Source organism: Pseudomonas hunanensis, assembly GCF_013393325.1.
Classification (GTDB): Bacteria; Pseudomonadota; Gammaproteobacteria; order Pseudomonadales; family Pseudomonadaceae; genus Aquipseudomonas; species Aquipseudomonas putida_P.
Genome location: NZ_QJRC01000098.1, coordinates 298,538 through 324,975, shown reverse-complemented (window position 1 = coordinate 324,975; position 26,438 = coordinate 298,538). Strand labels below are relative to the sequence as shown.

Here is a 26,438-nt window from a genome sequence, read left to right as displayed (position 1 = left end):
GGTTTCGCGAAAACTGGAGGACTGGAGCGCCATCGGAGGGTTAGGTTTTGGTTTTGCCCTGGCTCTTGCTGATGATCGTCTCGACAATGTTTGCCGGTGCCTCGGCGTATTTGGTGAACTCCATCGTGTAGCTTGCGCGCCCTTGGGTCATCGAGCGCATTGAGGTGGCATAGCCGAACATCTCCCCCAGTGGTACTTCGGCGCGAATCACCTTGCCTGCAGGCGTCTCGTCGCCGTCCTGGATCATGCCTCGGCGGCGGCTCAGGTCGCCCATGATGTCCCCCTGATACTCTTCGGGCGTAACCACCTCGACCTTCATCACCGGCTCCAGCAGCACCGCGCCGCCTTTCTGCGACAGCTGCTTGGTGGCCATCGACGCGGCGATCTTGTAGGCCATTTCGTTGGAGTCGACGTCGTGATAGGAACCGTCGAACACCGCGGCCTTGAGGTTGATCAGCGGGTAACCGGCAAGTACGCCGTTTTTCATTTGTTCTTCGATGCCTTTCTGGATTGCCGGGATGTACTCGCGCGGCACTACGCCGCCGACAATCTCGTTGACGAATTCCAGGCCCTCCTTGCCCTCATCGCCAGGCGCAAAGCGGATCCAGCAGTGGCCATATTGGCCGCGCCCGCCGGACTGGCGGACGAAGCGCCCCTCGATCTCGCAGGTGTTGCGGATTTTTTCGCGGTAGGCCACCTGCGGCTTGCCGATATTGGCTTCGACATTGAACTCGCGGCGCATGCGGTCGACGATGATGTCCAGGTGCAATTCGCCCATGCCGGAGATGATGGTCTGACCGGTTTCTTCATCCGTACGTACGCGAAACGATGGGTCCTCCTGGGCCAGCTTGCCCAGGGCGATACCCATTTTTTCCTGATCGGCCTTGGTCTTCGGTTCCACGGCCACGGAAATCACGGGGTCGGGGAAATCCATGCGTTCCAGGATGATCGGTTTGTCGATGTCGCACAGGGTGTCGCCGGTAGTCACATCCTTCATGCCGATCAGTGCGGCGATGTCGCCGGCGCACACGTCCTTGATTTCGGCGCGCTGGTTGGCGTGCATCTGTACCATGCGGCCGATGCGTTCCTTCTTGCCTTTGACCGAGTTGAGTACCGCGTTGCCTGAACTGAGCACACCGGAGTACACGCGGGCGAAGGTGAGGGTGCCAACAAAGGGGTCGGTGGCAATCTTGAAGGCCAATGCCGAAAATGGTTCCTTGTCGTCGGCGTGGCGCTCCAGGTGTTTTGCTTCGTCATCCGGGTCGGTGCCTTTGATCGCCGGGATTTCGGACGGGGCGGGCAGGTAGTCGATGACGGCATCGAGCATCAGCGGCACACCCTTGTTCTTGAACGATGAACCAAGGATGGTCGGCACGATTTCGTTGGCGATAGTACGCTGGCGCAGGGCAGCCTTGACCTCGTCGATGCTAAGTTCCTCGCCGTCGAGAAACTTCATGGTCAGCTCGTCATTGGCCTCGGCCGCCGCTTCGAGCATGTGCGCGCGCCATTCGTCGGCCAGTGCCTTGAGCTCGTCGGGGATCTCTTCTTCGCGATAACTCGTGCCATGGTCGTCATCGTTCCAGTAGATGGCCTTCATCTTCACCAGGTCGATCTGGCCAATGAAGTTCTCTTCACTGCCGATGGCGAGCTGTATCGGCACCGGGTGGTGCCCCAGGCGCTTGTCGATCTGTTTGACCACGCGCAGGAAGTCGGCGCCCTGGCGGTCCATCTTGTTGATGTAGGCCAGGCGTGGCACATGGTATTTGTTGGCCTGGCGCCAGACTGTCTCGGACTGCGGCTCTACCCCGTCAGCACCGCTGAAGACCACCACCGCACCATCGAGCACGCGCAACGAGCGCTCCACCTCGATGGTGAAGTCGACGTGGCCGGGGGTATCGATGATGTTGAAGCGGTACTTGTCGGGGAATTGCTTGGTCGAGCCTTGCCAGAAGGCCGTGGTCGCCGCCGAGGTGATGGTAATGCCGCGCTCCTGCTCCTGGGCCATCCAGTCCATGGTCGCGGCGCCATCGTGCACCTCGCCCATCTTGTGGTTGACCCCGGTGTAGAACAGGATCCGCTCGGTGGTCGTGGTCTTGCCGGCGTCCACGTGGGCGACGATGCCGATATTGCGGTACAGCTCGATGGGCGTTGTGCGGGCCATGGCGGACTACCTGCGAATGGGCGGATTCCACCACGTTAGCAGACCGGTGGAATCCTGCCGTGCCGCCGGGCCGTCAGTCGGCCTGGGCTTGCAGCATCCATTGGCCATCCACTTCACGGGCCAGGCCGCTGGCCGGCAGCAAGGCCAGCAGGCGCGCGTGCAGGGCGTCTTCGGTAAAGGTCTTGAGGGTGGTCAGGTCCAGCACGCCGATCAGGTTGAGGTCGGCTTTGGTGTAGGACAGCCATGCTTTTTTCAACACCTGGCCGACGTCGCTGCCGGCGGTGCTGGCGAAGCGGCGGTGCCACTGGCGGCCCTCGAAGGTGAAGTCGTGCGCGTGGCTGTAGGTGCTTGGGTCGGCACCTTCAAGGCAGCGGTGGCAGCGGCACGGGCCTTCGCCGAAGGCGTTGCGCAGGTAACTGTTGAAGTCCACGACAGGCTTGAGGGACAGGCGTTTGTCGACATCGAACAGGTCGGCGATCAGGGGTTCTTCGGCGCTCACGTGAGGTCCTCGTAGGTAATGCGGCAGGCACAATAGCAGTCAGTGTCATTGCTGGCTACGCATTGTGCCTGCCGCAAATGCCTCAGCGGGTGGCGCTACAAGCGCCAACTGCCATTACTTGAACGTGCAGTCCTGAGGGTTGTTGCTGCCTGATTTACAGAACCCGTCTTTCCAGTCGCCTTGGTCCGGCGTCTTTGCTTCGCGCAGTGCCAGGCGCACACCGGCCATCGGGCCACTGCCCTCGAAGTCGCACAAGGCAACCTCGGTATTGAGTTTGACCGCGGTGAACTTGAACGATTTGATGTCGCCCTCATCTGCAACTGGGTTGTCCCCACTCCAGCCACCCGGTGCCGTGTAGGCGAACCCTTGGCCCATGGGTTTTTGGGTGATGTCAGATGCGTTAGGGCAAGAGTCAGCGAGTGCGCCACCAGCATAGGCCAGTGTAGTAAAAGCGCTAAGAATCAGTAGTTTGTGCATTGAAATAAATCCAGCATTGAAAGCGAGTGGCCACGTTAAATGGCGCTCGCATTCATTGCTGTAGGGGCTATCAATAGTGCCTGTAGGGAATGCGTCCTTGGCTTGTGGGTTTTTGAGCGGTAGAGGCGAGGGTTGGCACCGCTCTCGCATTCATCCTCAGACTCCCATACTCTACGCGCCCATACGCAGACTCACCCACAGAGGTAACCCCGCTTGAGCACCAAGTACCCGTACACCGCCACCGTGACCATCAGCGCCGAAGACCGCGGCGGAGATACCGAGGCATCGGAAAACCCCAAGATGCGCGTTGGCCTGGAAGCGGTGACCGAAACCTTGAAGAAGGTGCATTTCGTCGGTACGCTCGCGGCCCCTGAGAAGCCGGCCACGCACATCTGCGTGACCCTGGAGAACGGCCTGACCTACTACGGCCCGATCGTCAACGGCCACGCCGAACTCGAAGGCGGCTGGATCGCCTTCGAGTCCGACATGCTTACCCCCGAAGAACTGGGCCTGTAAGCCTCAGTTCAGTTCCATCAGGCACTGCTCGAGGATATCCAGCCCTTCCTCGAGCACCTCGGCCTCGATGGTAAGCGGGGCCAGCAGGCGGATGATGTGCCGCGCCTTGCCGCTAGGCATCAGCAGCAAGCCCTTGGCCCGTGCCAACTCCATTACCTTGGCCAGTTGCGCTGGCGCCGGGCTGCCGTCGGCATTGACGAATTCGATGCCGCGCATGGCGCCCACGCCCGTCAGGCGGCCGATGTAGGGGCTCAGGCCCGAAGCCTTCCAGCGCTGGTGGCGGCTGACGATGGCCTGCTCCTGGCGCTCACCCCAGGTGGCGATGTTCTCGTCGGTCATCTGCGCCAGGCTGGCCAACGCCGCCGCACAGGCAATCGGGTTGCCCGAATAGGTGCCGCCCAGGCCGCCTTTGGGCAGCGCTGCCATCAATTCCTTGCGCCCGACCACTGCGCCCAGCGGCATGCCACCGGCAATGCTCTTGGCCAACAGCAGCAGGTCAGGTTCGATGCCCAGCCGTGGGAAGGCGAAGCGCTGGCCGGTGCGGCCGAAGCCGGATTGAATCTCGTCGATGATGATCAGGATACCGTGTTCGTCGCAGAAGCGGCGCAAGGCTTGTGCAAAGACCGGGTCCAGGGCGAGGAAGCCGCCTTCGCCTTGTACCGGTTCGAAGATGAACGCTGCCACGTCTTCCACGGCCAGCTCGACGCTGAACAGGCGGTCCATGGCCTTGAGTGCCTGTTCGCAGGTCACCCCGGTGTCGGCGCTGGGGTAGGGCAGGTGGTACACCGGCCCGGGCAGTTCTCCGACCCGTTGCTTGTAAGGGGCGACTTTGCCGTTGAGGTTCAAGGTGGCCAGGGTGCGCCCATGGAAGCCACCGTCGAAGGCGATGATGGCGCGCTTGCCGGTAGCGCCGCGGGCCACTTTCAGGGCGTTTTCCGCTGCTTCCGCGCCGCTGTTGGTGAGCATGCCGGCCAGTGGGTAGCTGACGGGCACGAACTGGCTCAGCTGCTCCATCAACGCCAGGTACGGGCCGTGAGGTGCCGCGTTGAAGGCGTAGTGGGTCAGGCGGGTGGCCTGGGCCTGGATGGCCTCGACCACGGCCGGGTTGCAGTGGCCCAGGTTGAGTACACCGATACCGCCGACAAAGTCGATATAGCGTTTGCCGTCGGTGTCCCAGACTTCGGCATTGCGGCCATGGGAAAGTGTGATCGGGTGAACGATGGCGATGGATTGGCTGATACTTTCCTGGTTCATGGGCACGCGGGACCTTTGTTCGAGTTTCTTATTATCCAAGCGTGTCGGGGGGGTATTTCGCAAACGAATTATTCGATTGCGGTCATTCCCTGGATTCGTGATCTGGCCGGTATCGGTTGAATCAGTCCCCCTCAGCCACCCGTTCGCGAATCCACTGCACAAAAGCCCTGACCTTCGGCACTTCGGCCGCATGCTCGGCATGGGCAATGAAGTGCCTCCCATTGCTCGCCACCGGGTGGTCCCAAGCCACCACCAGCTTGCCCTCGCTCAGTTCTTCGGCCACCAGGTAGCGTGGAATCAGGGCAATGCCGCAGCCGGCAATGGCCGCCCGGATGCACAGGTAGAACGTGTCGAAGCGCGGCCCGTGGTAGCTGTTCTGGCTGTGCAGCCCCAGCCCCAGAAACCACTCATGCCAGGCTTCCGGCCGCGACACGCACTGCAGCAGGCGGTGCTCGGTCAGCGCCTGGGCGCTGTCGAATCGGTGGTTGGCCAGCAGCTGTGGGCTGCAGACGGGCACCACTTCTTCGCTGAACAGCTCGATGCAGGTTGCACCAGGCCAGGTGCCCTGACCGAAGAAAAAGGCGATGTCGGCCTTGGCCTGTACCAGGTCGAACGGTTCCAACTCATTGCGTACATCCAGGTGAATGCGTGGATAGCGGTCGCCAAAACCCTTGAGCTTGGGCACCAGCCAGCGCGCGCCGAAGGTGGGTTGGGTGGCGATGCGCAGCACTTCGGTTTCGTCGCCGTAGCTGAGGATGTAGCGGCTGGAGATGTCGATCTGGGTGAGGATCTTGTTCACTTCGGTGAGGTACAGCGCGCCGGCCGGGGTCAGGTGCAGGCGCCGTCGAATGCGCTGAAACAGCGAGTGCGAAAGCATGGCCTCAAGCTGCGCCACCTGCTTGCTGACAGCGCTCTGGGTCAGGTGCAGTTCCTGGGCCGCACGGGTGAAACTGAGGTGGCGGGCGGCCGCTTCGAAGCACTGAAGGGCGGTGGTCGAAGGCATCAGGCGTTTGGACATGACGGGCAAATACCGAGCAAAAAAGGATGAAGTTCATTCCAAAACGGAATCATGTGGTTCGAAAAGGTCGTTTGTTGACCCCGGCCTATAGATTAATACTGACCTGGATCAACGATTACAACCGGTCATGCGAAGAGGAGGTCAGTACCCGCTTCCGGCATCTGCAAAACAACAACAACGACAATCAGAAATTTATAAGAATTCTGCTCCGACCTTCAGCCGCTTTGCTGCGGCCGACCCATTCGAGGGTTCTTCATGGCTTCGCAAGACAACAAGAAACAGCGTTCCCTGCAACACGGCCTGACCTCCCGTCAGGTGTCCATGATCTCCATCGCCGGCATCATCGGCGCCGGCCTGTTCATCGGTTCTTCCAACGCCATCGCCACCGCCGGCCCGGCCATCCTCATTTCCTACGCCATGACCGGCTTGCTGGTCCTGCTGGTGATGCGCATGCTCGGCGAAATGGCCATCGCCAACCCCAACAGCGGCTCGTTCTCCACCTATGCCTCGGAGGCCATCGGCCCTTGGGCGGGCTTTACCATCGGCTGGTTGTACTGGTGGTTCTGGGTACTGATCATTCCGGTGGAAGCCATTGCCGGCGCTGACATCCTGCACGCCTACTTCCCTGGCGTGCCGTCCTGGCTGTTCGCCTTCCTGATCATGCTGGTGCTGTCGGGTACCAACCTGGTCAGCGTGAAGAACTTCGGTGCCTTCGAGTACTGGTTCGCGCTGGTCAAGGTGGTAGCGATCATCGGCTTCATCGGGGTGTGCACCTTGGCGGTGTTCGGCTTCTGGCCGCTGGCTGAAGTCTCTGGAGTCAGCCGGCTGTGGGACAACGGTGGTTTCATGCCCAATGGCTTCGGGACGGTGTTGGGGGGCGTACTGATCACCATCTTCTCGTTCTTCGGTGCCGAAATTGTCACCATCGCCGCTGACGAAACCGCCAACCCGAAAGACAAGATCCGCCGCGCCACCAACTTGGTGGTGTATCGCATCGCCATCTTCTACCTGGCGTCGATCTTCCTGGTGGTGTCCCTGGTGGCCTGGAACGACCCAGCGCTCAAAGCAGTCGGCTCGTTCCAGCGCGTGCTGGAAGTGCTGAACGTGCCGGGCGCCAAGCTGCTGGTCGATCTGGTGGTACTGGTGGCGGTGACCAGTTGCATGAACTCGGGGCTGTACACCGCGTCGCGCATGCTCTACTCGCTGGGTGCTCGTGGTCAGGCGCTGAGCGTGACCAAGCGCATTTCCGGTTCCGGCGTGCCGACAGTGGCGGTGATCTTCTCTACCCTGGCAGGCTTTGCCGGCTGCCTGGTCAACTATGTGTTCCCTGGCAAGGTGTTCGGCTTCCTGTTGTCCACCACGGGGGCCATCGCCCTGCTGGTGTACCTGGTGATTGCCGTATCGCAGCTGCGCATGCGTGCCCGTGCCGAACGTGAAGGGCGCCCGCTCGAGCTGAAGATGTGGCTGTTCCCGTGGCTGACCTGGCTGGTGATCGGCACCATCGTCATGGTGCTGGGCTACATGCTGTTCAGCGATGCCTACCGCTATGAAACGCTGATGACTGCGGGGGTTACTGCGTTCATCCTGCTGGTTTCGCTGACCCAGCGGCGTGCCAATGTGGTTGCCCAGACGGCCTGATGTTTCTGTTTTAATGGGGGCGTTGCGCGCCCCCATATCAATAAGCACAGGAAGCGTATGAACGACCAACCCCTTTCCCTTCAGGCCCTCGCGGCGCCGGAGGGTACCTGCTACGGCTGCGGCTGTTCCCACCCAAGCGGCCTGCACCTGCAAAGTCACTGGGACGCCGACGGCGTTCACCTGTTGTGCCGGCACTCGCCCGACAGCACCTTCATTGGCTGGCCCGGCCTGGTTTACGGTGGCCTGCTGGCGATGCTGGTCGACTGCCACTCCAACTGGACAGCCATGGCCTACCACTACCGCAACGAAGGCCGCGAGCCCGGCAGCCTGCCACGTATAGACTGCGTTACCGGCACACTTAACCTGACCTACCTGAAACCTACGCCGATGGGTGTCGAGTTGCTGCTCAAGGCGCGTGTGGAGGGCGAAGTGGGTCGCAAGAGCCGGGTTATCTGCGAAGTTTGGGCTGGCGACGTGCTGACCGTGAGTGCCGACTCGGTGTTCGTGCGTGTGGATACCGAAAAACTCAAGCTCAAGGCCCATGGCCAGGCCTGAGTTGCCCGCGCTGATGAGTGGTCGGTGATGGTCACCGGCCGGGGATGTCTCTAGAGTGACAGGTTCATCCCCCAGGCAAGGTTGATCATGACCGATCTCAGTGCTTTCCCCATTACCCGCAAGTGGCCCGCCAAACACCCTGAACGCCTGCAGCTGTACTCGCTGCCGACGCCCAATGGCGTCAAGGTGTCGATCATGCTCGAGGAAATCGGCCTGGCCTATGAGCCGCACAAGGTCAGCTTCGACAACGATGACCAGTTGAGTGCCGAGTTCATCTCACTCAGTGCCAACAACAAGATCCCCGCCATCCTCGACCCCAACGGGCCGGGCGGCCAGCCGCTGCCGCTGTTCGAGTCGGGGGCGATTCTGCAGTACCTGGCAGAGAAGAGCGGCCAGTTGCTCAGCCAGGACCCGGCCCAGCGTTACCAGACCCTGCAGTGGCTGATGTTCCAGATGGGCGGCATCGGGCCGATGTTTGGCCAGGTCGGTTTCTTTCACTTCTTTGCTGGCAAGGAATATGAAGACAAGCGCCCGCGTGACCGCTATGTCAACGAGTCCAAGCGCCTGCTGGGTGTGCTGGATCGGCACTTGAAAGGGCGGGAGTGGATGGTTGACGAATACAGCATCGCCGACATCGCCATTTTCCCGTGGGTGCGTAACCTGGTGGAACGTTACAACGCCCGGGAGTTGGTCGGTTTTGATCAGTTCAAGGACGTGCAGCGGGTGCTGGCCGCGTTCCTCGAGCGGCCGGCGGTGCAGCGCGGCCTGAAAATCCCCGCCTGATCACCCCGCTGACTAGAAGATCTGGTTCAGCAGCCAGTACAGGCTCCCTGCCAACAGCATTGCCGCTGGCAGGGTCAGCACCCAGGCCATCAGCAGATTGATCAGCGTGCGCTTCTGAAGCCCCGAGCCATTGGCAACCATGGTCCCGGCTACCCCCGAACTCAGCACATGGGTGGTCGAAACCGGCAGCCCGAACATGTCCGCTGCGCCAATGGTGCACATAGCCACCACTTCGGCCGAAGCCCCTTGGGCATAGCTGAGGTGGGTCTTGCCGATCTTCTCGCCAACCGTGACCACAATGCGCCGCCAGCCCACCATGGTCCCCAGCCCCAGCGCGATGGCCACGGCCACCTTCACCCACAGCGGGATGTAGCGAGTGGCGTCGTCCAACTGGGTCTTGAACAGCTGCACATGGTTGCGGGTGTCGGCATCGAATGCCACCAGCCGGTTTTTCTCCATGAGGCGGATGGCTTCACTGGTCAGGTACATGTCGTTGCGCACGTTGGCCATGGCTTCGGCGGGGACGCGCTTGAGCGAACCGTAGCCTTTGACCTGTTCGCCGATCATCCCGGTGAGTGCGGCCAATGCCGGGACCAGTTGCGGGCTGGCCTTGGGTTCGGCAATGAACAGGGTGAGTACCTGGCGTGGGTCGGCCGGGGCCGCATGCGGGTCGCTGCGCAGCAAGGCCTGGCGGGTTACTTCGGCGACGGCAGAAAACTGCAGGGCCTGCTCATTGGGCATGGTCTTGTTCAGCGCGTAAGCCATCGGCAGGGTGCCCACCAGAATCAGCATGATCAGGCCCATGCCTTTCTGGCCGTCGTTGGAGCCGTGGGCGAACGATACCCCGGTGCAGGTCAGGATCAGCACCCCGCGGATCCACCAAGGCGGAGGGGTGCGGCCTTCTGGCGCCTGGTACAGCTCTTTGCGTTTGACCAGCGCGCGCAGGGCCAACAGCAGGAGGGCAGCGCAGGCAAAACCGATCAGCGGCGAAAACAGCAAGGCATACCCCACCTTGCTGGCCTGGGCCCAGTCCACCCCGCTGGTGCCGTCGCGCCCATGCATCAGTGCATTGGCCACGCCCACGCCGATGATCGAGCCGATTAGGGTGTGCGAGGACGACGCCGGCAGGCCCAACCACCAGGTGCCAAGGTTCCAGATGATCGCCGCCAGTAGCAGGGCGAAGACCATGGCGAAGCCGGCTGACGAGCCAACCTGCAAAATCAGTTCTACCGGCAGCAGGGCGATGATGCCGAACGCCACCGCGCCGCTGGAAAGCAGCACCCCCAGGAAGTTGCACAGCCCGGACCATACCACCGCTATCGGTGCCGGCAACGAATGGGTGTATATCACCGTGGCTACCGCGTTGGCGGTGTCGTGGAAGCCGTTGACGAACTCGAAGCCCAAGGCAATCACCAGCGCCAGGCCCAGGAGCAGGAAGGGTGTGACCGTGGTGATAACCGTGCCGCTGGCGGTTACATCCTGCTTGAGGCTCCAAGCGGTGTAGGCGATGCCTGCCAGCAACAGGCCGAAGAACAGCACCAAGGTGGCACGCCCGGGCTTGTGGACGAGCTGCGGGCGGGAATCGCGTTGGGCCAGTTGCGGCTGGCTGGCCACTGACGGGGTTGCCATGAGGGCTCCGGTTGGCGTGGGCGAAGTTGCCAAAGGCCTTGAGCATAGAAACAATTGGCGAGTCGGCCGTGACCTCGATCAATGAATTATCTAGGCTCAAGACGGACGGTAATGGCAGGAGCAACCCATGATTCGCTGCAAGCGTGTCTACGATGCGGTCTCGGATGAAGATGGCCAGCGCGTGCTGGTCGACCGCCTGTGGCCGCGCAACAAACGCAAGGAAGACCTGCACGGGGAGTGGTTGCGCGAGGTGGCACCCTCGGCAGAGTTGCGCAAGGCATTTCATCAGGGTGAGATCGATTTTGCCGGTTTTACCCAGCGCTACCAGCAACAGCTGGCGGCCCACCCCGAGCACTGGTATCCGCTACTGGACATGGCTGGCAAGGGTACGCTGACATTGCTTTTTGCCGGCAAGGACACTGAGCACAACAATGCCCGAGTGCTGGCCGAATGGCTGGAAGACGAACTGGACCGGCGTGGGCCTGGTAGTTCGCCAGTCTGTTATGCCCGATGAGCGATAAGCGATGCCCTTACAGTTAACCCCCGCCGACGACACCCACTGCACCTTCGCCCGTGACCTCACTCGCCGGGCCATGTTGCCGTACTACCGCGAATACGACCTGCTGTGGATCGAAGAGGCCTTCGACGAAGCCTGGGGCTGGCGTGAACAGTGGCTGGTGACCGAAGGTAGCACCCTGCTGGGTTTTTGCAGCCTCAGCCAGGACCGACAGGCGCTGTTCATCCGCGAGTTGCACCTGTTGCCCGAGCACCGTGGGCGTGGGGTCGGTGGCTGGGTGTTGGAACAGCTGGCGCTGTGGGCCAGGCAACGGCGCCTTGCGCTACTGCGGCTGATGGTGTTTCGCAGCAACCCGGCCCGCTTGCTGTACCAGCGCCACGGCTTCGTCGAAATGGGGGCGGACGATTGCTTCGTACGTATGCAGCGGGTAATCGGCCAATAGCTAAATGATGGCTTGTCGCGACTGCAGAGCAGGGGCATAGTGGATCCACACGTTTACGGCTGCCTGCAGGTGGGTAGGCCGTGCATGACGGCGATCAGGGAAGAGGAGAAGCCCTATGAATGGAATCGGTCCACGGCTGCGGGAAGAGCGTGAACGGCTGGGCATGACCCAGCGCGTATTTGGCGATATCGGCGGGGTCGAGCCCAATGCCCAGGGTAAGTACGAAAGCGGTGAGCGCACGCCGCGGGTCGACTACCTGGCGGCACTGGCGGCCAGGGGTGTGGACGCGCTGTACGTGCTCAGCGGCCTGCGTACCCCTGCACCGCTGCAAGGCTTGAGCACCGACGAGTCGGGTTTGCTGGGGGCTTTTCGACAATTATCGCTGGACGATCAGGCGGCGCTCTGGCATCTGTTGGGGCGGTTGGCCGACAACGCCAAGCCTAGGCAAACAGTGAGGCCGCTTACCGTTGAACGTCAGGCTTTTCTGAAGGAAGTAATGCGCTAGGCCCACCGGGAAAAATTTTGTTAAGGTGGCGGGATCCAATCGCCCTGTTTACGAGGTGTGTGCTTGATTAGGGTCTTAGTGGTCGATGATCACGATCTGGTACGAACCGGTATTACCCGCATGCTGGCCGACATCGATGGCTTGCAGGTGGTGGGTGAGGGGGATTCAGGCGAGTCGGCACTCAAGCTGGCCAGAGAGCTGAAGCCGGACGTGGTGCTGATGGACGTGAAAATGCCAGGCATCGGCGGGCTGGAAGCCACCCGCAAGCTGCTGCGCAGCCACCCGGACATCAAGGTGGTGGCGGTGACGGTGTGCGAGGAAGATCCGTTCCCCACACGTTTGCTGCAGGCCGGCGCTGCTGGCTACCTGACCAAGGGCGCAGGCCTCGATGAAATGGTTCAGGCCATTCGCTTGGCTTTTGCCGGCCAGCGTTACATCAGCCCGCAGATTGCCCAGCAGCTGGCGCTGAAACCGTTCCAGCCACAGGGCTCGCCGTTCGACACATTGTCCGAACGGGAAATCCAGATTGCCCTGATGATCGTCGGCTGCCAAAAGGTGCAGATCATCTCTGACAAATTGTGCCTCTCGCCCAAGACCGTCAATACTTACCGTTATCGGATCTTTGAAAAACTCTCGGTCACCAGCGACGTCGAACTGACCTTGCTGGCCGTTCGCCACGGTATGGTTGACGCAAGCCTGTAACCCCCCATGTCCCAAGATTTTGATGCCAGCGCATTCCTGGCGACCTGCAGTGGTCGCCCAGGCGTTTACCGGATGTTCGACGGCGAGGCCCGGCTGCTTTACGTGGGCAAGGCCAAGAACCTGAAAAAGCGTCTGGCCAGCTATTTTCGCAAGACCGGCCTGGCGCCCAAGACTGCCGCCTTGGTCGCGCGTATCGCCCAGGTCGAAACCACCATCACCGCCAACGAAACCGAGGCGTTGCTGCTGGAGCAGAACCTGATCAAGGAATGGCGGCCGCCCTACAACATTCTGCTGCGCGACGATAAATCCTACCCCTACGTGTTCCTGTCCGACGGTGAGTTCCCACGATTGGGCATTCACCGTGGGGCGAAAAAAGCCAAGGGCCGCTACTTCGGCCCTTACCCCAGCGCCGGGGCGATCCGCGAAAGCCTCAGCCTGCTGCAAAAGGCCTTTTCCGTGCGCCAGTGCGAAGACAGCTACTACGCCAACCGCACCCGGCCATGCCTGCAGTACCAGATAAAGCGCTGCAAAGGGCCTTGTACCGACCTGGTGAGCGCTGAGGAATACGCCGAGGACGTGCGCCATTCGGTGATGTTCCTGGAGGGCCGTAGCCAGCAACTGGGCAACGAATTGAATGCCGAAATGGAAAAGGCCGCCATGGCCCTCAATTTCGAAAAAGCCGCCGAACTTCGTGACCAGATCGCGCTGCTGCGCCGCGTGCAGGACCAGCAGTACATCGAAGGCGGCAACGGCGATGTCGACGTGATCGCGGCCTTCGTCAACCCAGGTGGTGCCTGTGTGCACTTGATCAGCGTGCGTGGCGGACGAGTGCTGGGTAGCAAGAACTTCTTCCCGCAGGTGGGCATCGAAGAGGAAGTGGCCGAGGTCATGGCCGCCTTCCTTTCCCAGTACTACCTGGGCAACGCAGAGCGCGAATTGCCAGGCGAGTTGATCGTCAACGTTGTTCACGAAGACTTCGACGCCATTACCGAGGCACTGCACACACTGCGTGGCCGCGAGCTGACCATCAGCCACCGGGTGCGTGGCACCCGCGCCCGCTGGCAGCAGCTGGCGGTGACCAATGCCGAGCAGGCGCTGAATGCCCGCCTGGCCAACCGTCAGCACATGGCCGCACGTTTCGAAGCCCTGGCCGAAGTGCTGGGCCTGGACGAAGTGCCGCAACGCCTGGAATGCTACGACATCAGCCACTCCAGTGGCGAAGCCACCGTGGCCAGCTGCGTGGTGTTCGGCCCCGAAGGCCCGCTGAAATCCGATTACCGGCGCTTCAATATCGAAGGCGTCACGGCGGGTGACGACTATGCCGCCATGCACCAGGCCCTGACCCGTCGCTACGGGCGTATCAAGGACGGCGAGGGCAAACTGCCTGATGTGCTGCTGGTGGACGGCGGCAAAGGCCAGCTGAACATGGCCCGCGACGTGATGCAGGAGCTGGGCTTTACCGACCTGACCCTGCTCGGTGTGGCCAAGGGCGTAACGCGCAAGGCGGGTTTCGAAACCCTGTACCTGAACGACGTGCACCACGAATTCACCCTCAAAGGCGATTCCTCGGCGTTGCACCTGATCCAGCAGATCCGCGACGAAGCCCACCGTTTTGCCATCACCGGCCACCGCGCCCGCCGTGGCAAGGCCCGTCGGGTGTCCAGCCTTGAAGATGTAGCCGGGGTAGGGCCGAAGCGTCGCCGCGACCTGCTGAAACATTTCGGCGGCCTGCAAGAGCTCAACCGCGCCAGTATCGATGAAATAGCCAAAGCGCCCGGCATCAGTAAAAAGCTTGCCGAATCAATTTATGCCAGCCTGCATAGCGAGTAGAATGCCGGGCTCAACTTGCAGCCAGTCGTACCGATGAATATTCCAAACCTGCTCACCGTTCTACGCGTCCTGCTCATCCCGATCTTCATTCTGCTGTTCTATGTGCCTTATCACTGGAGCTACATGGCCGCCAGCAGTGTGTTCGCCGTCGCCGCCGCCACCGACTGGCTGGACGGCTACCTGGCGCGTCGCCTGCAGCAGAGCACGCCGTTCGGTGCCTTCCTGGACCCTGTGGCCGACAAGCTGATGGTGGCGGTGGCCTTGGTGCTGCTGGTGCAAACCCACGCCAACTTCTGGCTGACCCTGCCTGCGGCAGTGATCATCGGTCGCGAAATCGTGGTGTCGGCACTGCGCGAGTGGATGGCCGAGCTGGGTGCACGGGCACATGTGGCGGTGTCCAACCTTGGCAAGTGGAAGACGGCGGCGCAGATGCTCGCCCTGGTGATTCTGTTGGCCAACCCGCCGGCAGTGACCTTCTGGGTGATCCTGGGCTACGGCCTGCTGCTGGTGGCGGCGGGGCTGACGCTGTGGTCTATGGTGCATTACCTGCTGGCTGCCTGGCCGCACCTGCGCGAAGGCTCGGAACAAAAATAAAACTTTTTTGAATCAAGGGGTTGACGCTGTTTTAGAAATCGCTAGAATGGCTCCCATCACGACGCGGGAATAGCTCAGTTGGTAGAGCACGACCTTGCCAAGGTCGGGGTCGCGAGTTCGAGTCTCGTTTCCCGCTCCAAATTCGATCCTCAGTGCGTCGCTGGGATCAAAAAGAAGAGGCCTTAATGGCCTCTTTTTTTTGGGGATTTTTTACCTATGGCTGGGTTGGCGGCTGCTTACCCGGCAATTTCAGCGCTGGTTAGATCAAGCGCCGCTTCAGAGCCCCAGGCGTGCGCTGGGTTACACCCACAACGCCAGCAGCGCGGCAGCCAGGGCAGGGGGCATTACCAATAGCCCCAGGCGTAAGAAGTGCCAGGCCCCCACGTGCTCTCCTTCACGGCGGATCGCGACCAACCATAGCAGCGTGGCCAGCGATCCGGTAATCGACAGATTCGGGCCCAGGTCCACGCCGATCAGCAAAGCCGCGGTAGTTTGCTGCGGCAACTCGACGACCGACCCCATGGCCCCGGCAATCAGCCCGGTCGGCAGGTTGTTCATCAGGTTGCTGGCAATAGCAACCCCTGTGCCCGCTACCCAACTGGCTGTGTTCAGCGAGCCCTCGGCGAGCGCCGCCAGCGCATGGGCAAGACGCACCACCAGGCCGGTTTGGGCGACCGCTTCGACCAGCACGAACAAGCCTGCTACAAGTGGCAGCACGCCCCACGCGACATGGCGCAACACTGGCGTCGGGCTGCGCCGCTGGCGCAGGTGGATCAGGGCGGTGGTCGCTACCCCCGCGCAGAATGTCGGCAGCCCCAGCGCCTGGTCCAGCGCCGAGGCGCCCAGCAGCAAGACCGCGGTGAAGGCGATACCCACTGCGCACAACCGTGCGCCCGCGCTCAGTGACAGGGTTTGAACGTTCAAGGCCAGCGGCTGGCGGATCTGTCGGCGCTGAGACAGGCGCAGGGCCACGTAGGTCAGGGCAATTGCCGCCAGTGATGGCAGGCTGAACTGTCTTAACCAGTCCAGTAGCGGCGGCATCTGGCTGCCAAATACCACGAGGTTGGCCGGGTTCGAGATGGGCAGCACGAAGCTGGCGGCGTTGGCGATGAAGGCGCAGATGAACAGGTACGGCAAAGGCTCGGCCTTGGCGGCCTTGCACGCCGCGTAGACTGCTGGGGTCAGCACCACCGCCGTGGCATCGTTGGACAAAAAAACAGTGACCAGCGTCCCCACCAGGAACACCAGGTCGAACAGCCGTTGCCCCGATCCTCGCGCGTGCTGGACGGCATAGTGGGCCAGCCAGTCGAACAGGCCTTCCTGGCGAGCAAGCTCGGCCAGCACCATCATGCCGATCAGGAACAGGTAGACGTCGCTGCCTTCGGCCACCGCAGCCAGCGCGCTGTGCGGCGTGATCAGGCCAAGAGCGGTCAGCAGCAGTGCGCCGCCCATGGCCCAGGCGTACTCCGGAATACGCCAGGGGCGCAGGATGACGCCGCAAGTGGCGAGGGCGGCTACGACCCAGATGATCGATGCGTTTTCGCTGACAGGCATGGAGGGGCGGTTTCCGGGAGGGGGCGCGAAACAGGGGCGTGATCGGCAGCTGTCTTACGCGCCGGTTTCAACCCAATTGCAAGCGGTTGCGGCCGCTCCTTGACAATGTACAGTAGCCTGCTGGGCGTATGCGAGCAGTGTTTGGGCGGCTGAAGCGAGGATCAGGCCCAGAAGCCGAACAGTACCAGGGCTGTAACGCCAAGCCCCACCGCAATCGAGCAACCACCCAGCGACAGCGCAGCCCGGCCTTGCCGATACCAGCCGTCGTGGCCCAGTTGTCGTGCCGGTGCCAGCAGGCTGCGCCAGCGTAGCTCTGTCTCATGAAACGCTTGCAAGTTAGCCGGGTCCGCATCCAGCCAGCGGCGGAAGTCGATCCGCTCGCACGCTGTCACCTGTGGGCTCTGCAAGCGCACATACCATTGCCCGGCAACACTCGCTAGTACATCCCGGCGCGAGCGGCCCACCTGCAGCGCTTGGTCCATGTTCCGTTCAATGCTTGCCAGTGGTAGATCAAGGCGGGTAGCGATCGTGGCAAAGTCCAGCTGGTCAAGGCGGTTGAGCAGAAACACCTGCTGCACGCGCCGTGGCAGCCGTTTCAGGGCATGTAGAAGGGCATCGTCGGCATTGTGTTCGGCGGCAGCGGTTGGGTGTTCAAGGGGCAGCAGCAGACGGGTCATGGACAGCTCCTTGCTCTATAAAGGGGAGGGGTGGGGGCATCTTCCCTGATGCGTGATCAGCGTAGGCGAAACGAGATTGATTCTCAAGTGCTGATTCCGCAAAGTTTTGTAATGAGCGTTCACGCCCTGAAACACCTTTGCTATCATGCGCGCCATCACGATCTTCATTAGCCTGAAGAGCCAAAAAAAAGACCCGGCAAAAAGCCGGGTCAAAAACCGTGATTAGCCTGATGAGGAGATAATCTGAGAGCGACCTAAGCTCCAGGTTATCCAGCAGATCTCGCGATCAGCTGAGTGCAATAATAATCGTTATCATTTGCCAGTCAAATGAATTTTCGCTAATTCGGTAAAAAAGTTTTACCGATGCGCTTCCTTGTCCCGGCAATCGGGGCATTTGCCGTTCCAGGCCATCACGTTTTCTCCCTTCTTCATTACTTGAAAACCGGTTCTCCGGCGCCTTTGTGCTCCAGCAGTGCCCGCGCCATGTCCATCATGTGCATCAGGGCGAAGGTCAGCTCGCGCTGGCTACCGTGCTGGTGGCTTGCGGTTTCCTGGGCGGTTGCAGCGGCGCAACGCAGCAGGGCGATGGCATGCTGCTGGGCCTGGTCGTTGGTTACGCCTTCGTGCAGCGTCCAGATCTTGTTGTCCAGGCTGGGCCGTGGCGGGTTCGGGTTGAGGTAGTAATCGAGAGCGCGGCGGGCCGCTTCGCTGTCGAGATCTGTTTCGTCGTTTTTCGGTGGTTTCATCGCGATACCTTCTGATTTCCCTTCAAACACACTGGAAATACAGGATAGGTCAATCTGTACTGTTAGATACCAGATAAATAATTCAGATTGTGTATTGCTGTGGGTAATACAGTCCGTATTGTTGCCGCTCATGGAAAACTGGAACGCATTTCTCAAGCGCTACAAGCGCGAACATAACCTCAGCCAGCTCAAGCTGGCTGAACGCCTGGGCATGACTCAGGGCGGCGTGGGGCATTGGCTGCGCGGCACGCGGCGGCCGACGGTGGAAACCATCAACGAAAAGCTCGAGAAACTCGGCCTGGTGTTTTTGGAAGCACAAGTCATGGTGGTAGAGCGCAACATCGTGCGCGAAGCCCCTGGGCGTTATGCAGTCGAGCAGCCGGTGTCGGGCGAAGCGCTGCTTTATGCAAGCTTTCGCTTCCCGGTGTTGGCTTGGTCCGACTTGCAGGGGCCTTTGCCTGAAACGGCCAAGTCCAACGAGCAGACCGATTACATGCCAGCAGGTAATGCGTTCTGGCTGTTGGTTGAAAACGACTCGATGAATGCAGCCAGCGGCAAGAGTGTTCCTGAGGGCATGCGCGTATTGGTGGATACTGGCCTGCCGGTAGAGCCCGGCAGGCTGGTGATTGCGCGCCAGCCGGGGCGGCCTGCTGTGTTGCGGCAGTTGGTCGAAGAGGGTGGCGACAAGATGCTCAAGCCGCTGAATACGCGCTATCCGACAATCCTGTGTGAAGAGGGATGCGAGTTTATCGGTGTGGTCGTGCGGGTGCATGGCGCCTTCTAGAATGCCGGGGCCGCAAAGCGGCCCCCGTACCCTTATTCCACCAGTTCGACCAGCACCGTCCCTTCGCTGACCATATCGCCTTCTTGGCAGAACAATGCCTTCACTGTGCCTGAATGCGGCGCACGAATGCTGTGCTCCATTTTCATGGCCTCCAGCACCACCAGCGCGGTGCCTGCTTCCACCACCTGTCCCGGTTCCACCAGCACCCGCACGATGCTGCCGTTCATGGGCGCACCCAGCCCGCCCTGATGACTGTGGCTGGCTTCCGCCTGCGCGATCGGGTCGAAGGCTTCGATGGCATGCATCTCGCCATCCCACTGCAGATACAGCGTGCCACCCCGGCGGATGGCCAGGTGCTGACGACGTACGCCGTCCTGGTCATGCAGCAGTTGTTCGCCCGTTAGCTGCCAGGTAGACGCAGCACTGCGTTCCAAGGCAACCGCCTGATCCTGCCCGCCGCTCACCAGATGCAGGCTGCTACGCGCTGGCAGGCCCAAGCGCAGGCCGTTGCACTCACCCCACGGCGAATGGCAGTCGTCATCGCGGTGATGGCCGGCCTGGCCTTGCAGCCATGCCTCGGCCGCCGCCTCCCAGAAACCTGCTGGCATTGCCTGTGGTGCCGGCAGCAAAACCGCCTGGTGGCGCGGAATGAAGCCGGTATCCAGCTCCGCCGCCGCAAACGCCGGGTGGGCCAGGATGCGGCGCAGGAAGGCGATGTTGGTCTTCAGCCCGCCAATGGCGAACTCGTCGAGCATGGCCAGCAAGCGCAGGCGCGCCTGCTCGCGGTCTTCGCCCCAGGCGATCAGCTTGCCCAGCATCGGGTCGTAGAACGGCGACACCACATCGCCTTCGCTGACCCCGCTGTCCACCCGCCGGCCCTCGCCTGGCGCCGACTCCCGATACAACATCAGCTTGCCGGTTGCGGGCAGGAATTCGTTGGCCGGGTCCTCGGCATACAGGCGCACCTCGATGGCATGGCCGATCAGCGGCACCTGCTCCTGGGTGATCGGCAGGGCTTCGCCGCAGGCCACGCGAATTTGCCAGGCCACCAGGTCCAGGCCGGTAATGGCTTCGGTGACCGGGTGCTCCACCTGCAGGCGCGTGTTCATCTCCATGAAGAAGAACTCGCCACGGGCGTCGAGCAGAAACTCCACGGTGCCGGCGCCCACATAGCCGATGGCTTGTGCCGCGCGCACTGCGGCTTCGCCCATGGCACGGCGCAGTTCTGGCGAGAGGCCGGGGGCGGGAGCTTCTTCGACCACTTTCTGGTGGCGGCGCTGGATCGAGCAGTCACGCTCGTTGAGGTACAGGCAGTTGCCGTGTTGGTCGGCGAACACCTGGATCTCTACGTGGCGCGGTTTGAGCACGTATTTTTCCACCAGCATGCGCGAGTCGCCGAACGACGATTGCGCCTCACGCTGGGCCGAGGCCAGGGCGTCGGCCAGCTGGCTTTCTTCCTCGACCACCTTCATGCCCTTGCCACCGCCACCGGCGCTGGCCTTGAGCAGCACTGGGTAGCCGATGCGTTCGGCGGCGGCGCGGAAGGTGTCCAGGTCCTGGGCTTCACCGTGGTAGCCCGGCACCAGCGGTACGCCGGCAGCCTCCATCAACGCCTTGGCCGCCGATTTGCTGCCCATGGCGTCGATGGCGCTGGCCGGTGGGCCGAGGAAAATCAGCCCGGCTTGTTCGATGGCCCGGGCAAAACCTGCGTTCTCGGACAGGAAGCCATAACCTGGGTGGATGGCCTGGGCGCCGCTGGCCTTGGCCGCGGCCAGCAGTTTGTCGACCTGCAGGTAGCTTTCGGCAGCCTTGGTGCCGCCGAGGTCGACGCGGATGTCGGCTTCGCGGCTGTGCCGGGCGTCACGGTCGGTGGCGCTGTGCACGGCCACGGTGGTCAGGCCCATGGCCTTGGCGGTGCGCATCACCCGGCAGGCGATTTCGCCGCGGTTGGCGACCAGCAGGGTGGTCAAAACGGGGCGGCTCATGGGCGCGGCTCCTTCTTGTCATCGGTTTGCCAGGCGGGGCGGCGTTTTTCCAGGAAGGCGCGCAGGCCCTCCTGGCCTTCGGCGCTGACGCGGATACGGGCGATGGTGTTTTCGCAGTAACGGCGCAGGGCCGGGCTGAGTTCGCCATCGTCCACTTCGCGCAGCAGGTCCTTGGTGGCGCGCAACGCTTGTGGGCTGTTCTGCAGCAGGTTGTTCACCCAGGCTTCGACGTGGGCGTCCAGCTCGCTGGCTGGATACACCTCGGCCAGCAGGCCCAGCTCGCGGGCGCGCACGCCGCTGAAGCGCTCTGCGGTGAGCGCATAGCGGCGCGCGGCACGCTCGCCAATGGCCTTGACCACGAACGGGCTGATCACTGCCGGGGCCAGGCCGATGCGTACTTCCGACAGGCACAGCTGGGCGTCTTCGGCGCCGATGGCCATGTCACAGCAACTGATCAAACCCAGCGCGCCGCCAAAGGCTGCACCTTGCACCACCGCCAGGGTAGGGGCCTTGAGGCGGTGCAGGGCGTACATCAGCTCGCCCAGTTCGTGGGCATCATCCAGGTTGGTATTGAAGTCCAGCTGCGCCGATTGCTGCATCCAGGCCAGGTCGGCGCCGGCGCTGAAGTGCCGGCCGCGGCCGCGCAGCAGCACGAAGCGCAGGCTGGCGTCTTCGGCCAACTGGTCGATGGCCACGATCAGCTCGCGGATCATCTGCGCGTTGAAGGCGTTGTTCTTGTCCTCGCGGCTCAGCCACAGGGTGGCGAAACCGCGCGGGTCGCGGGTCACTTCGAGGGTGCTGAAGTCGCTCATGGGTCACATCCGGAAAATGCCGAAGCGGCTCTGTTCGATCGGCGCGTTCAGCGCGGCAGACAACGCCAGGCCGAGCACGTCGCGGGTCTGTGCCGGGTCGATGACACCGTCGTCCCACAGGCGGGCGCTGGAGTAGTAGGGGTGGCCTTGATGCTCGTACTGGTCGAGGATCGGCTGCTTGAGCCTGGCTTCATCCTCGGCGCTGAACGGCTGGCCGCTGCGTTCGCTTTGCTCGCGCTTGACCTGGGCCAGAACCCCGGCGGCTTGTTCGGCGCCCATCACGCCGATCCGTGCGTTGGGCCACATCCACAGGAAGCGCGGGTCGTAGGCGCGGCCGCACATGCCGTAGTTGCCGGCGCCGAAGCTGCCACCGATGATTACCGTGAATTTCGGCACCTGGGCACACGCCACGGCGGTAACCAGCTTGGCGCCGTGCTTGGCGATGCCGCCTTCTTCGTACTTTTTGCCGACCATGAAGCCGGTGATGTTCTGCAGGAACAGCAGTGGGATACCGCGCTGGCAGGCCAGCTCGATGAAGTGCGCACCCTTTTGCGCCGCTTCGGCGAACAGAATGCCGTTGTTGGCCAGGATCGCTACCGGGTAACCGTGCAGGTGGGCGAAGCCGCACACCAGCGTAGTGCCGAACAGGGCCTTGAACTCATCGAAAACCGAGCCATCGACCAGCCGCGCAATCACTTCGCGCACGTCGAACGGTTGCTTGGCATCCGCTGGCACCACGCCATACAGTTCATCGGCGGCATACAGCGGCGCCACCGGTGCCAGGCGTTGCAGCTTGCCCAGCTTGTGCCAGTTGAGGTTGGCCACGCTGCGCCGGGCAATGGCCAGAGCGTGCTCGTCATTGTCGGCATAATGGTCGGCCACGCCGCTGGTACGGCAATGCACATCGGCGCCACCCAGGTCTTCGGCGCTGACCACTTCACCGGTTGCGGCTTTCACCAAGGGCGGGCCAGCCAGGAAGATGGTCGCCTGCTGGCGCACCATGATCGCTTCGTCGGCCATGGCCGGTACGTAGGCGCCGCCAGCGGTGCACGACCCCATCACCACGGCAATCTGTGGAATACCTTGCGCGCTCATGTTGGCCTGGTTGAAGAAAATCCGCCCGAAATGCTCGCGGTCGGGGAACACTTCGTCCTGGCGTGGCAGGTTGGCGCCGCCCGAGTCCACCAGGTAGATGCACGGCAGGCGGTTTTGCAGCGCGATGGTTTGCGCGCGCAGGTGCTTCTTCACCGTCAGTGGGTAGTAGGAACCGCCCTTTACCGTGGCGTCATTGGCCACGATCATGCATTCCACGCCTTCGACGCGGCCGATGCCGGCAATCACGCCCGCAGCCGGCACGTCTTCGCCGTACACCTCATGGGCGGCCAGCTGGCCGATCTCGAGGAATGGCGAGCCAGGGTCCAGCAGGCGGTCGATACGCTCGCGCGGCAGCAGTTTACCGCGCGAGGTATGCCGTTCCTGGGCCTTGGGGCCGCCGCCCTGGGCGACCTGGGCGAGCAGGCCGCGCAGGGCCTGGACCTGTTCGAGCATCGCCGCACTGTTGCCGGCGAATTCCGCCGAACGTGGGTTGATCTGGGTGTGCAAGGTAGCCATGTGCGCCCGTCCCTGTATGCTCAGCGGGTTTCGTTGAACAGTTCGCGGCCGATCAGCATCCGGCGAATTTCGCTGGTGCCAGCGCCGATTTCGTACAGCTTGGCGTCGCGCAGCAGGCGGCCAGCCGGGAATTCGTTGATATAGCCGTTGCCACCGAGAATCTGGATCGCCTCCAGGGCCATTTGCGTGGCGCGTTCGGCGGTGTACAGGATGACGCCGGCAGCGTCCTTGCGGGTGGTCTCGCCACGGTCGCAAGCCTGGGCCACGGCATACAGGTAGGCGCGGCTGGCATTGAGCTGGGTGTACATGTCGGCGATCTTGCCCTGGATCAGCTGGAACTCGCCGATGCTCTGGCCGAACTGCTTGCGGTCATGGATGTAGGGCACCACCAGGTCCATGCAGCTTTGCATGATGCCGGTCGGGCCGCCGGACAGCACCACACGCTCGTAGTCCAGGCCACTCATCAGCACGCGCACGCCGCCATTGAGTTGGCCCAGGATGTTTTCTGCCGGCACTTGCACGTCGTCGAAGAACAGCTCGCAGGTGTTGGAGCCACGCATGCCAAGCTTGTCGAACTTGTTGCTGCGGCTGAAGCCTTTCCAGTCACGCTCGACGATGAAGGCGGTGATGCCGTGCGCGCCCTTGTCCAGGTCGGTCTTGGCGTAGATCACGTAGGTGTTGGCGTCGGGGCCGTTGGTGATCCAGGTCTTGCTGCCGTTGAGCACGTAGTGGTCGCCGCGCTTTTCCGCACGCAGTTTCATCGACACCACATCGGAGCCGGCATTGGGCTCGCTCATGGCCAAGGCGCCGATGTGCTCGCCGCTGATCAGCTTGGGCAAGTACTTGAGCTTCTGCTCGTGGGTACCGTTGCGGTTGATCTGGTTGACGCACAGGTTGGAGTGGGCGCCATAGGACAGTGCCACCGAGGCCGAGCCACGGCTGATTTCTTCCATCGAGACCACATGGGCCAGGTAGCCCAGGCCAGCGCCACCGTATTCTTCCGGGACGGTGATCCCCAGCAGGCCCATGTCACCGAACTTGCGCCACATGTCGGCGGGGAACAGGTTGTCGTGGTCGATTTGAGCGGCGCGCGGGGCCAGTTCGGCGGCGACGAAGGTACGCACCTGGTCGCGGAGCATGTCGATGGTCTCGCCCAGGGCGAAGTTCAGGGAGGGGTAATGCATGCTGGGGCACCTTCTTGTTCTTGAAATGGGGTTACACCGTAGCGTCAGGGCAATCCGCCGGCCCTGCGAGACCCGGTGTCGTTCATCACCTTTACGTTAACGTAAACCTGCGTGCGATCACTGTCAATCCACTCATCACCTTTACGTAAACGTAAATCTGCGCCAGAGTATTCCCGCTTGCTTCAGCCGTGCCCAGAACAACCACAAGAAGGGACACCCATGAGTCAACCGAGTTATACCCGCGGTCGCCAGGACCAAGCCTTGCTGACCCAGACCATCGGCCAGGCCTTCGATGCCACCGTGGCCCGCTGTGCCGACAGCGAGGCGCTGGTGTCGCGCCATCAAGGCCTGCGCTACAGCTGGCGGCAGTTGGCCGCACAGGTCGAAAACCATGCACGCGCGCTCATGGCCCTGGGCGTGAACACCGGCGAGCGTGTCGGTATCTGGTCGCCCAACTGCGCGCAATGGTGCATTTTGCAACTGGCCAGCGCCAAGGTCGGGGCCATCCTGGTCAACATCAACCCTGCCTATCGCGTGGGCGAGTTGGAATACGTGTTGCGCCAGTCCAGCTGTCGCTGGCTGGTGTGTGCCGATGCCTTCAAGACGTCTGATTACCATGCCATGGTTCAGGAACTGGTGCCTGAATTGGCCAGCGCCAAGCCAGGTGAACTGGCCAGTGAGCGCCTGCCAGCGTTGCGCGGTGTGATCAGCCTGGCCGCCAACCCGCCTGCCGGCTTCCTGCCCTGGCACGCATTGCCCGAGTGGGCAGGGCAGACCTCGCCAGAGGCCTGCAGCGCTCGCCAGCAAAGCCTGCAGTTCGACCAGCCGGTGAACATCCAGTACACCTCCGGCACCACCGGCGCGCCCAAGGGTGCCACCCTCAGTCACTACAACATCCTCAACAACGGTTTCATGGTCGGCGAAAGCCTGGGGCTGACCGAGCGCGACCGTATGGTGATCCCGGTGCCGCTGTACCACTGCTTCGGCATGGTCATGGCCAACCTCGGTTGCATCACACACGGCAGCACCATGATCTACCCCAACGACGCCTTCGACGCCGAGCTTACCCTGCGCGCCGTGGCCGAGGAGCGCGCCAGCATCCTCTATGGCGTGCCGACCATGTTCATCGCCATGCTCGACCACCCGTCGCGTGCGCAGATGGACCTGTCGACCCTGCGCAGTGGCATCATGGCCGGTGCCACCTGCCCGATCGAGGTGATGCGCCGGGTCATCGACCAGATGCACATGGCCGAAGTGCAGATTGCCTACGGCATGACCGAAACCAGCCCGGTGTCGCTGCAGACCGGCCCGGACGACGACCTGGAACTGCGCGTGACCACCGTCGGCCGCACCCAGCCGCAGCTGGAAAACAAGCTGGTGGACGCCGACGGCTGCATCGTCCCGCGCGGTGAGATCGGTGAACTGTGCACCCGTGGCTACAGCGTGATGCTCGGCTACTGGGACAACCCCCAGGCCACGGCGGACGCCATCGACCCGGCGGGCTGGATGCATTCGGGCGACCTGGCGGTGATGGATGAACATGGGCACGTGCGCATCGTCGGGCGCAACAAGGACATGATCATTCGTGGCGGTGAGAACATTTACCCGCGTGAGCTGGAAGAGTTCTTCTATACCCACCCGGCGGTGGCCGATGCGCAGGTGATCGGCATTCCGTGCAGCCGCTATGGTGAAGAAATCGTGGCCTGGATCAAGCTGCACCCAGGGCATAGCGCCACGGTCGAGGAACTGCAGGGTTGGTGCAAGGCACGCATCGCCCACTTCAAGGTGCCTCGGCATATTCGTTTTGTTGAGGAATACCCGATGACGGTGACCGGCAAGGTGCAGAAGTTCCGCATGCGGGAGATTAGTGTGGCGGAAATCTCGGCGGTATCTGCGGGTTGATGGGTTGGGTCAACCGGCCCTTTCGCGGGTAAACCCGCTCCCACAGTACGGCGCCACTTGCAA

General features: G+C 62.3%; 25 protein-coding genes and 1 tRNA gene. 13 read left to right on the top strand and 13 right to left on the bottom strand.

Annotated features, from left to right (window positions below):
* Positions 1-40: 40 nt before the first annotated feature.
* The 3 genes from fusA to DM807_RS23190 all read right to left on the bottom strand — a co-directional run bounded on the left by fusA (position 41) and on the right by DM807_RS23190 (position 3,137).
* Positions 41-2,161, bottom strand: coding sequence for an elongation factor G (gene fusA, locus DM807_RS23200; RefSeq protein WP_060492893.1), 2,121 nt, complete (start codon positions 2,159-2,161; stop codon positions 41-43).
* A 73-nt stretch (positions 2,162-2,234) separates the two neighbouring features.
* Positions 2,235-2,660 carry a hypothetical protein gene (locus tag DM807_RS23195; protein WP_012273285.1) on the bottom strand — a complete coding sequence of 142 codons (426 nt, stop codon included), beginning with the start codon at positions 2,658-2,660 and terminating at the stop codon, positions 2,235-2,237.
* Between the two features lie 114 nt (positions 2,661-2,774).
* Entirely contained in the window at positions 2,775-3,137 is a 363-nt protein-coding gene (locus tag DM807_RS23190; protein WP_179027970.1) for a hypothetical protein, read from the bottom strand.
* Positions 3,138-3,350: 213 nt separating this feature from the next.
* On the opposite strand from DM807_RS23190, the gene DM807_RS23185 reads away from it, so the two are divergent.
* Entirely contained in the window at positions 3,351-3,653 is a 303-nt protein-coding gene (locus DM807_RS23185; RefSeq protein WP_086978402.1) for a hypothetical protein, read from the top strand.
* A gap of 3 nt (positions 3,654-3,656) precedes the next feature.
* On the opposite strand, the gene DM807_RS23180 is transcribed toward DM807_RS23185, so the two are convergent.
* Positions 3,657-4,907 carry a 2-aminoadipate transaminase gene (locus DM807_RS23180; protein WP_179027969.1) on the bottom strand — a complete coding sequence of 417 codons (1,251 nt, stop codon included), beginning with the start codon at positions 4,905-4,907 and terminating at the stop codon, positions 3,657-3,659.
* Positions 4,908-5,028: 121 nt separating this feature from the next.
* On the bottom strand, positions 5,029-5,925 hold the full coding sequence (locus tag DM807_RS23175; protein ID WP_179027968.1) for a LysR substrate-binding domain-containing protein: 897 nt from the start codon (positions 5,923-5,925) through the stop codon (positions 5,029-5,031).
* A gap of 255 nt (positions 5,926-6,180) precedes the next feature.
* On the opposite strand from DM807_RS23175, the gene DM807_RS23170 reads away from it, so the two are divergent.
* The 3 genes from DM807_RS23170 to DM807_RS23160 all read left to right on the top strand — a co-directional run bounded on the left by DM807_RS23170 (position 6,181) and on the right by DM807_RS23160 (position 8,901).
* A complete protein-coding gene (locus DM807_RS23170) occupies positions 6,181-7,563 on the top strand; it encodes an amino acid permease (RefSeq protein ID WP_012273281.1) in 1,383 nt (460 codons plus the stop codon).
* Between the two features lie 57 nt (positions 7,564-7,620).
* Positions 7,621-8,118, top strand: coding sequence for a PaaI family thioesterase (locus tag DM807_RS23165; protein ID WP_012273280.1), 498 nt, complete (start codon positions 7,621-7,623; stop codon positions 8,116-8,118).
* An 87-nt stretch (positions 8,119-8,205) separates the two neighbouring features.
* The gene (locus tag DM807_RS23160; RefSeq protein ID WP_060492891.1) at positions 8,206-8,901 is read left to right on the top strand and encodes a glutathione S-transferase N-terminal domain-containing protein; all 696 of its coding nucleotides are present in this window, start codon (positions 8,206-8,208) and stop codon (positions 8,899-8,901) included.
* 12 nt (positions 8,902-8,913) lie between these two features.
* Here the strand turns inward: DM807_RS23160 and DM807_RS23155 are convergent, their stop codons facing one another.
* A complete protein-coding gene (locus tag DM807_RS23155) occupies positions 8,914-10,530 on the bottom strand; it encodes an inorganic phosphate transporter (protein ID WP_179027967.1) in 1,617 nt (538 codons plus the stop codon).
* Between the two features lie 127 nt (positions 10,531-10,657).
* Between DM807_RS23155 and DM807_RS23150 the strand changes: the two genes are divergently transcribed.
* From DM807_RS23150 to DM807_RS23120, 7 genes are all read left to right on the top strand, one after another.
* Entirely contained in the window at positions 10,658-11,044 is a 387-nt protein-coding gene (locus DM807_RS23150) for a DUF488 domain-containing protein (RefSeq protein WP_179027966.1), read from the top strand.
* Between the two features lie 10 nt (positions 11,045-11,054).
* Positions 11,055-11,489, top strand: coding sequence for a GNAT family N-acetyltransferase (locus tag DM807_RS23145; RefSeq protein WP_179027965.1), 435 nt, complete (start codon positions 11,055-11,057; stop codon positions 11,487-11,489).
* Positions 11,490-11,604: 115 nt separating this feature from the next.
* Positions 11,605-11,994: a helix-turn-helix domain-containing protein gene (locus DM807_RS23140; RefSeq protein ID WP_012273275.1), complete on the top strand. Its 390-nt coding sequence runs from the start codon at positions 11,605-11,607 to the stop codon at positions 11,992-11,994.
* A gap of 63 nt (positions 11,995-12,057) precedes the next feature.
* Positions 12,058-12,696 carry a response regulator transcription factor GacA gene (gene gacA / locus DM807_RS23135; RefSeq protein WP_023047491.1) on the top strand — a complete coding sequence of 213 codons (639 nt, stop codon included), beginning with the start codon at positions 12,058-12,060 and terminating at the stop codon, positions 12,694-12,696.
* 6 nt (positions 12,697-12,702) lie between these two features.
* Positions 12,703-14,526, top strand: coding sequence for an excinuclease ABC subunit UvrC (gene uvrC, locus DM807_RS23130; RefSeq protein WP_041166546.1), 1,824 nt, complete (start codon positions 12,703-12,705; stop codon positions 14,524-14,526).
* Positions 14,527-14,559: 33 nt separating this feature from the next.
* On the top strand, positions 14,560-15,120 hold the full coding sequence (gene pgsA, locus DM807_RS23125) for a CDP-diacylglycerol--glycerol-3-phosphate 3-phosphatidyltransferase (protein WP_060492890.1): 561 nt from the start codon (positions 14,560-14,562) through the stop codon (positions 15,118-15,120).
* 63 nt (positions 15,121-15,183) lie between these two features.
* Positions 15,184-15,259: transfer RNA gene (locus DM807_RS23120), tRNA-Gly, on the top strand.
* 161 nt (positions 15,260-15,420) lie between these two features.
* Here the strand turns inward: DM807_RS23120 and DM807_RS23115 are convergent.
* The 3 genes from DM807_RS23115 to DM807_RS23105 form a co-directional block, all read right to left on the bottom strand.
* Positions 15,421-16,674, bottom strand: coding sequence for an arsenic transporter (locus DM807_RS23115; RefSeq protein ID WP_179027964.1), 1,254 nt, complete (start codon positions 16,672-16,674; stop codon positions 15,421-15,423).
* Between the two features lie 161 nt (positions 16,675-16,835).
* Positions 16,836-17,351 carry a DUF4880 domain-containing protein gene (locus DM807_RS23110; protein WP_060494513.1) on the bottom strand — a complete coding sequence of 172 codons (516 nt, stop codon included), beginning with the start codon at positions 17,349-17,351 and terminating at the stop codon, positions 16,836-16,838.
* Between the two features lie 431 nt (positions 17,352-17,782).
* A complete protein-coding gene (locus DM807_RS23105; RefSeq protein ID WP_012273269.1) occupies positions 17,783-18,097 on the bottom strand; it encodes a DUF6124 family protein in 315 nt (104 codons plus the stop codon).
* Between the two features lie 130 nt (positions 18,098-18,227).
* Here DM807_RS23105 and DM807_RS23100 point away from each other — a divergent pair, with 130 nt between their 5' ends.
* Positions 18,228-18,881: a LexA family protein gene (locus DM807_RS23100; protein WP_012273268.1), complete on the top strand. Its 654-nt coding sequence runs from the start codon at positions 18,228-18,230 to the stop codon at positions 18,879-18,881.
* A 32-nt stretch (positions 18,882-18,913) separates the two neighbouring features.
* Here DM807_RS23100 and DM807_RS23095 read toward each other — a convergent pair whose 3' ends face one another.
* Genes DM807_RS23095 through DM807_RS23080 form a run of 4 tightly spaced genes read right to left on the bottom strand, consistent with a single transcriptional unit; the run spans position 18,914 to position 24,473 of the window.
* The gene (locus tag DM807_RS23095; protein ID WP_071984562.1) at positions 18,914-20,866 is read right to left on the bottom strand and encodes an acetyl/propionyl/methylcrotonyl-CoA carboxylase subunit alpha; all 1,953 of its coding nucleotides are present in this window, start codon (positions 20,864-20,866) and stop codon (positions 18,914-18,916) included.
* Positions 20,863-21,678 carry a gamma-carboxygeranoyl-CoA hydratase gene (locus DM807_RS23090; protein ID WP_012273266.1) on the bottom strand — a complete coding sequence of 272 codons (816 nt, stop codon included), beginning with the start codon at positions 21,676-21,678 and terminating at the stop codon, positions 20,863-20,865. Before DM807_RS23090 ends, DM807_RS23095 begins: the two co-directional genes overlap by 4 nt.
* Positions 21,679-21,681: 3 nt before the next feature.
* Positions 21,682-23,289, bottom strand: coding sequence for a carboxyl transferase domain-containing protein (locus DM807_RS23085; RefSeq protein ID WP_012273265.1), 1,608 nt, complete (start codon positions 23,287-23,289; stop codon positions 21,682-21,684).
* Between the two features lie 20 nt (positions 23,290-23,309).
* The gene (locus DM807_RS23080) at positions 23,310-24,473 is read right to left on the bottom strand and encodes an isovaleryl-CoA dehydrogenase (RefSeq protein WP_012273264.1); all 1,164 of its coding nucleotides are present in this window, start codon (positions 24,471-24,473) and stop codon (positions 23,310-23,312) included.
* Between the two features lie 219 nt (positions 24,474-24,692).
* On the opposite strand from DM807_RS23080, the gene DM807_RS23075 reads away from it, so the two are divergent.
* A complete protein-coding gene (locus DM807_RS23075) occupies positions 24,693-26,375 on the top strand; it encodes an AMP-binding protein (protein ID WP_012273263.1) in 1,683 nt (560 codons plus the stop codon).
* Positions 26,376-26,438 lie beyond the last annotated feature (63 nt).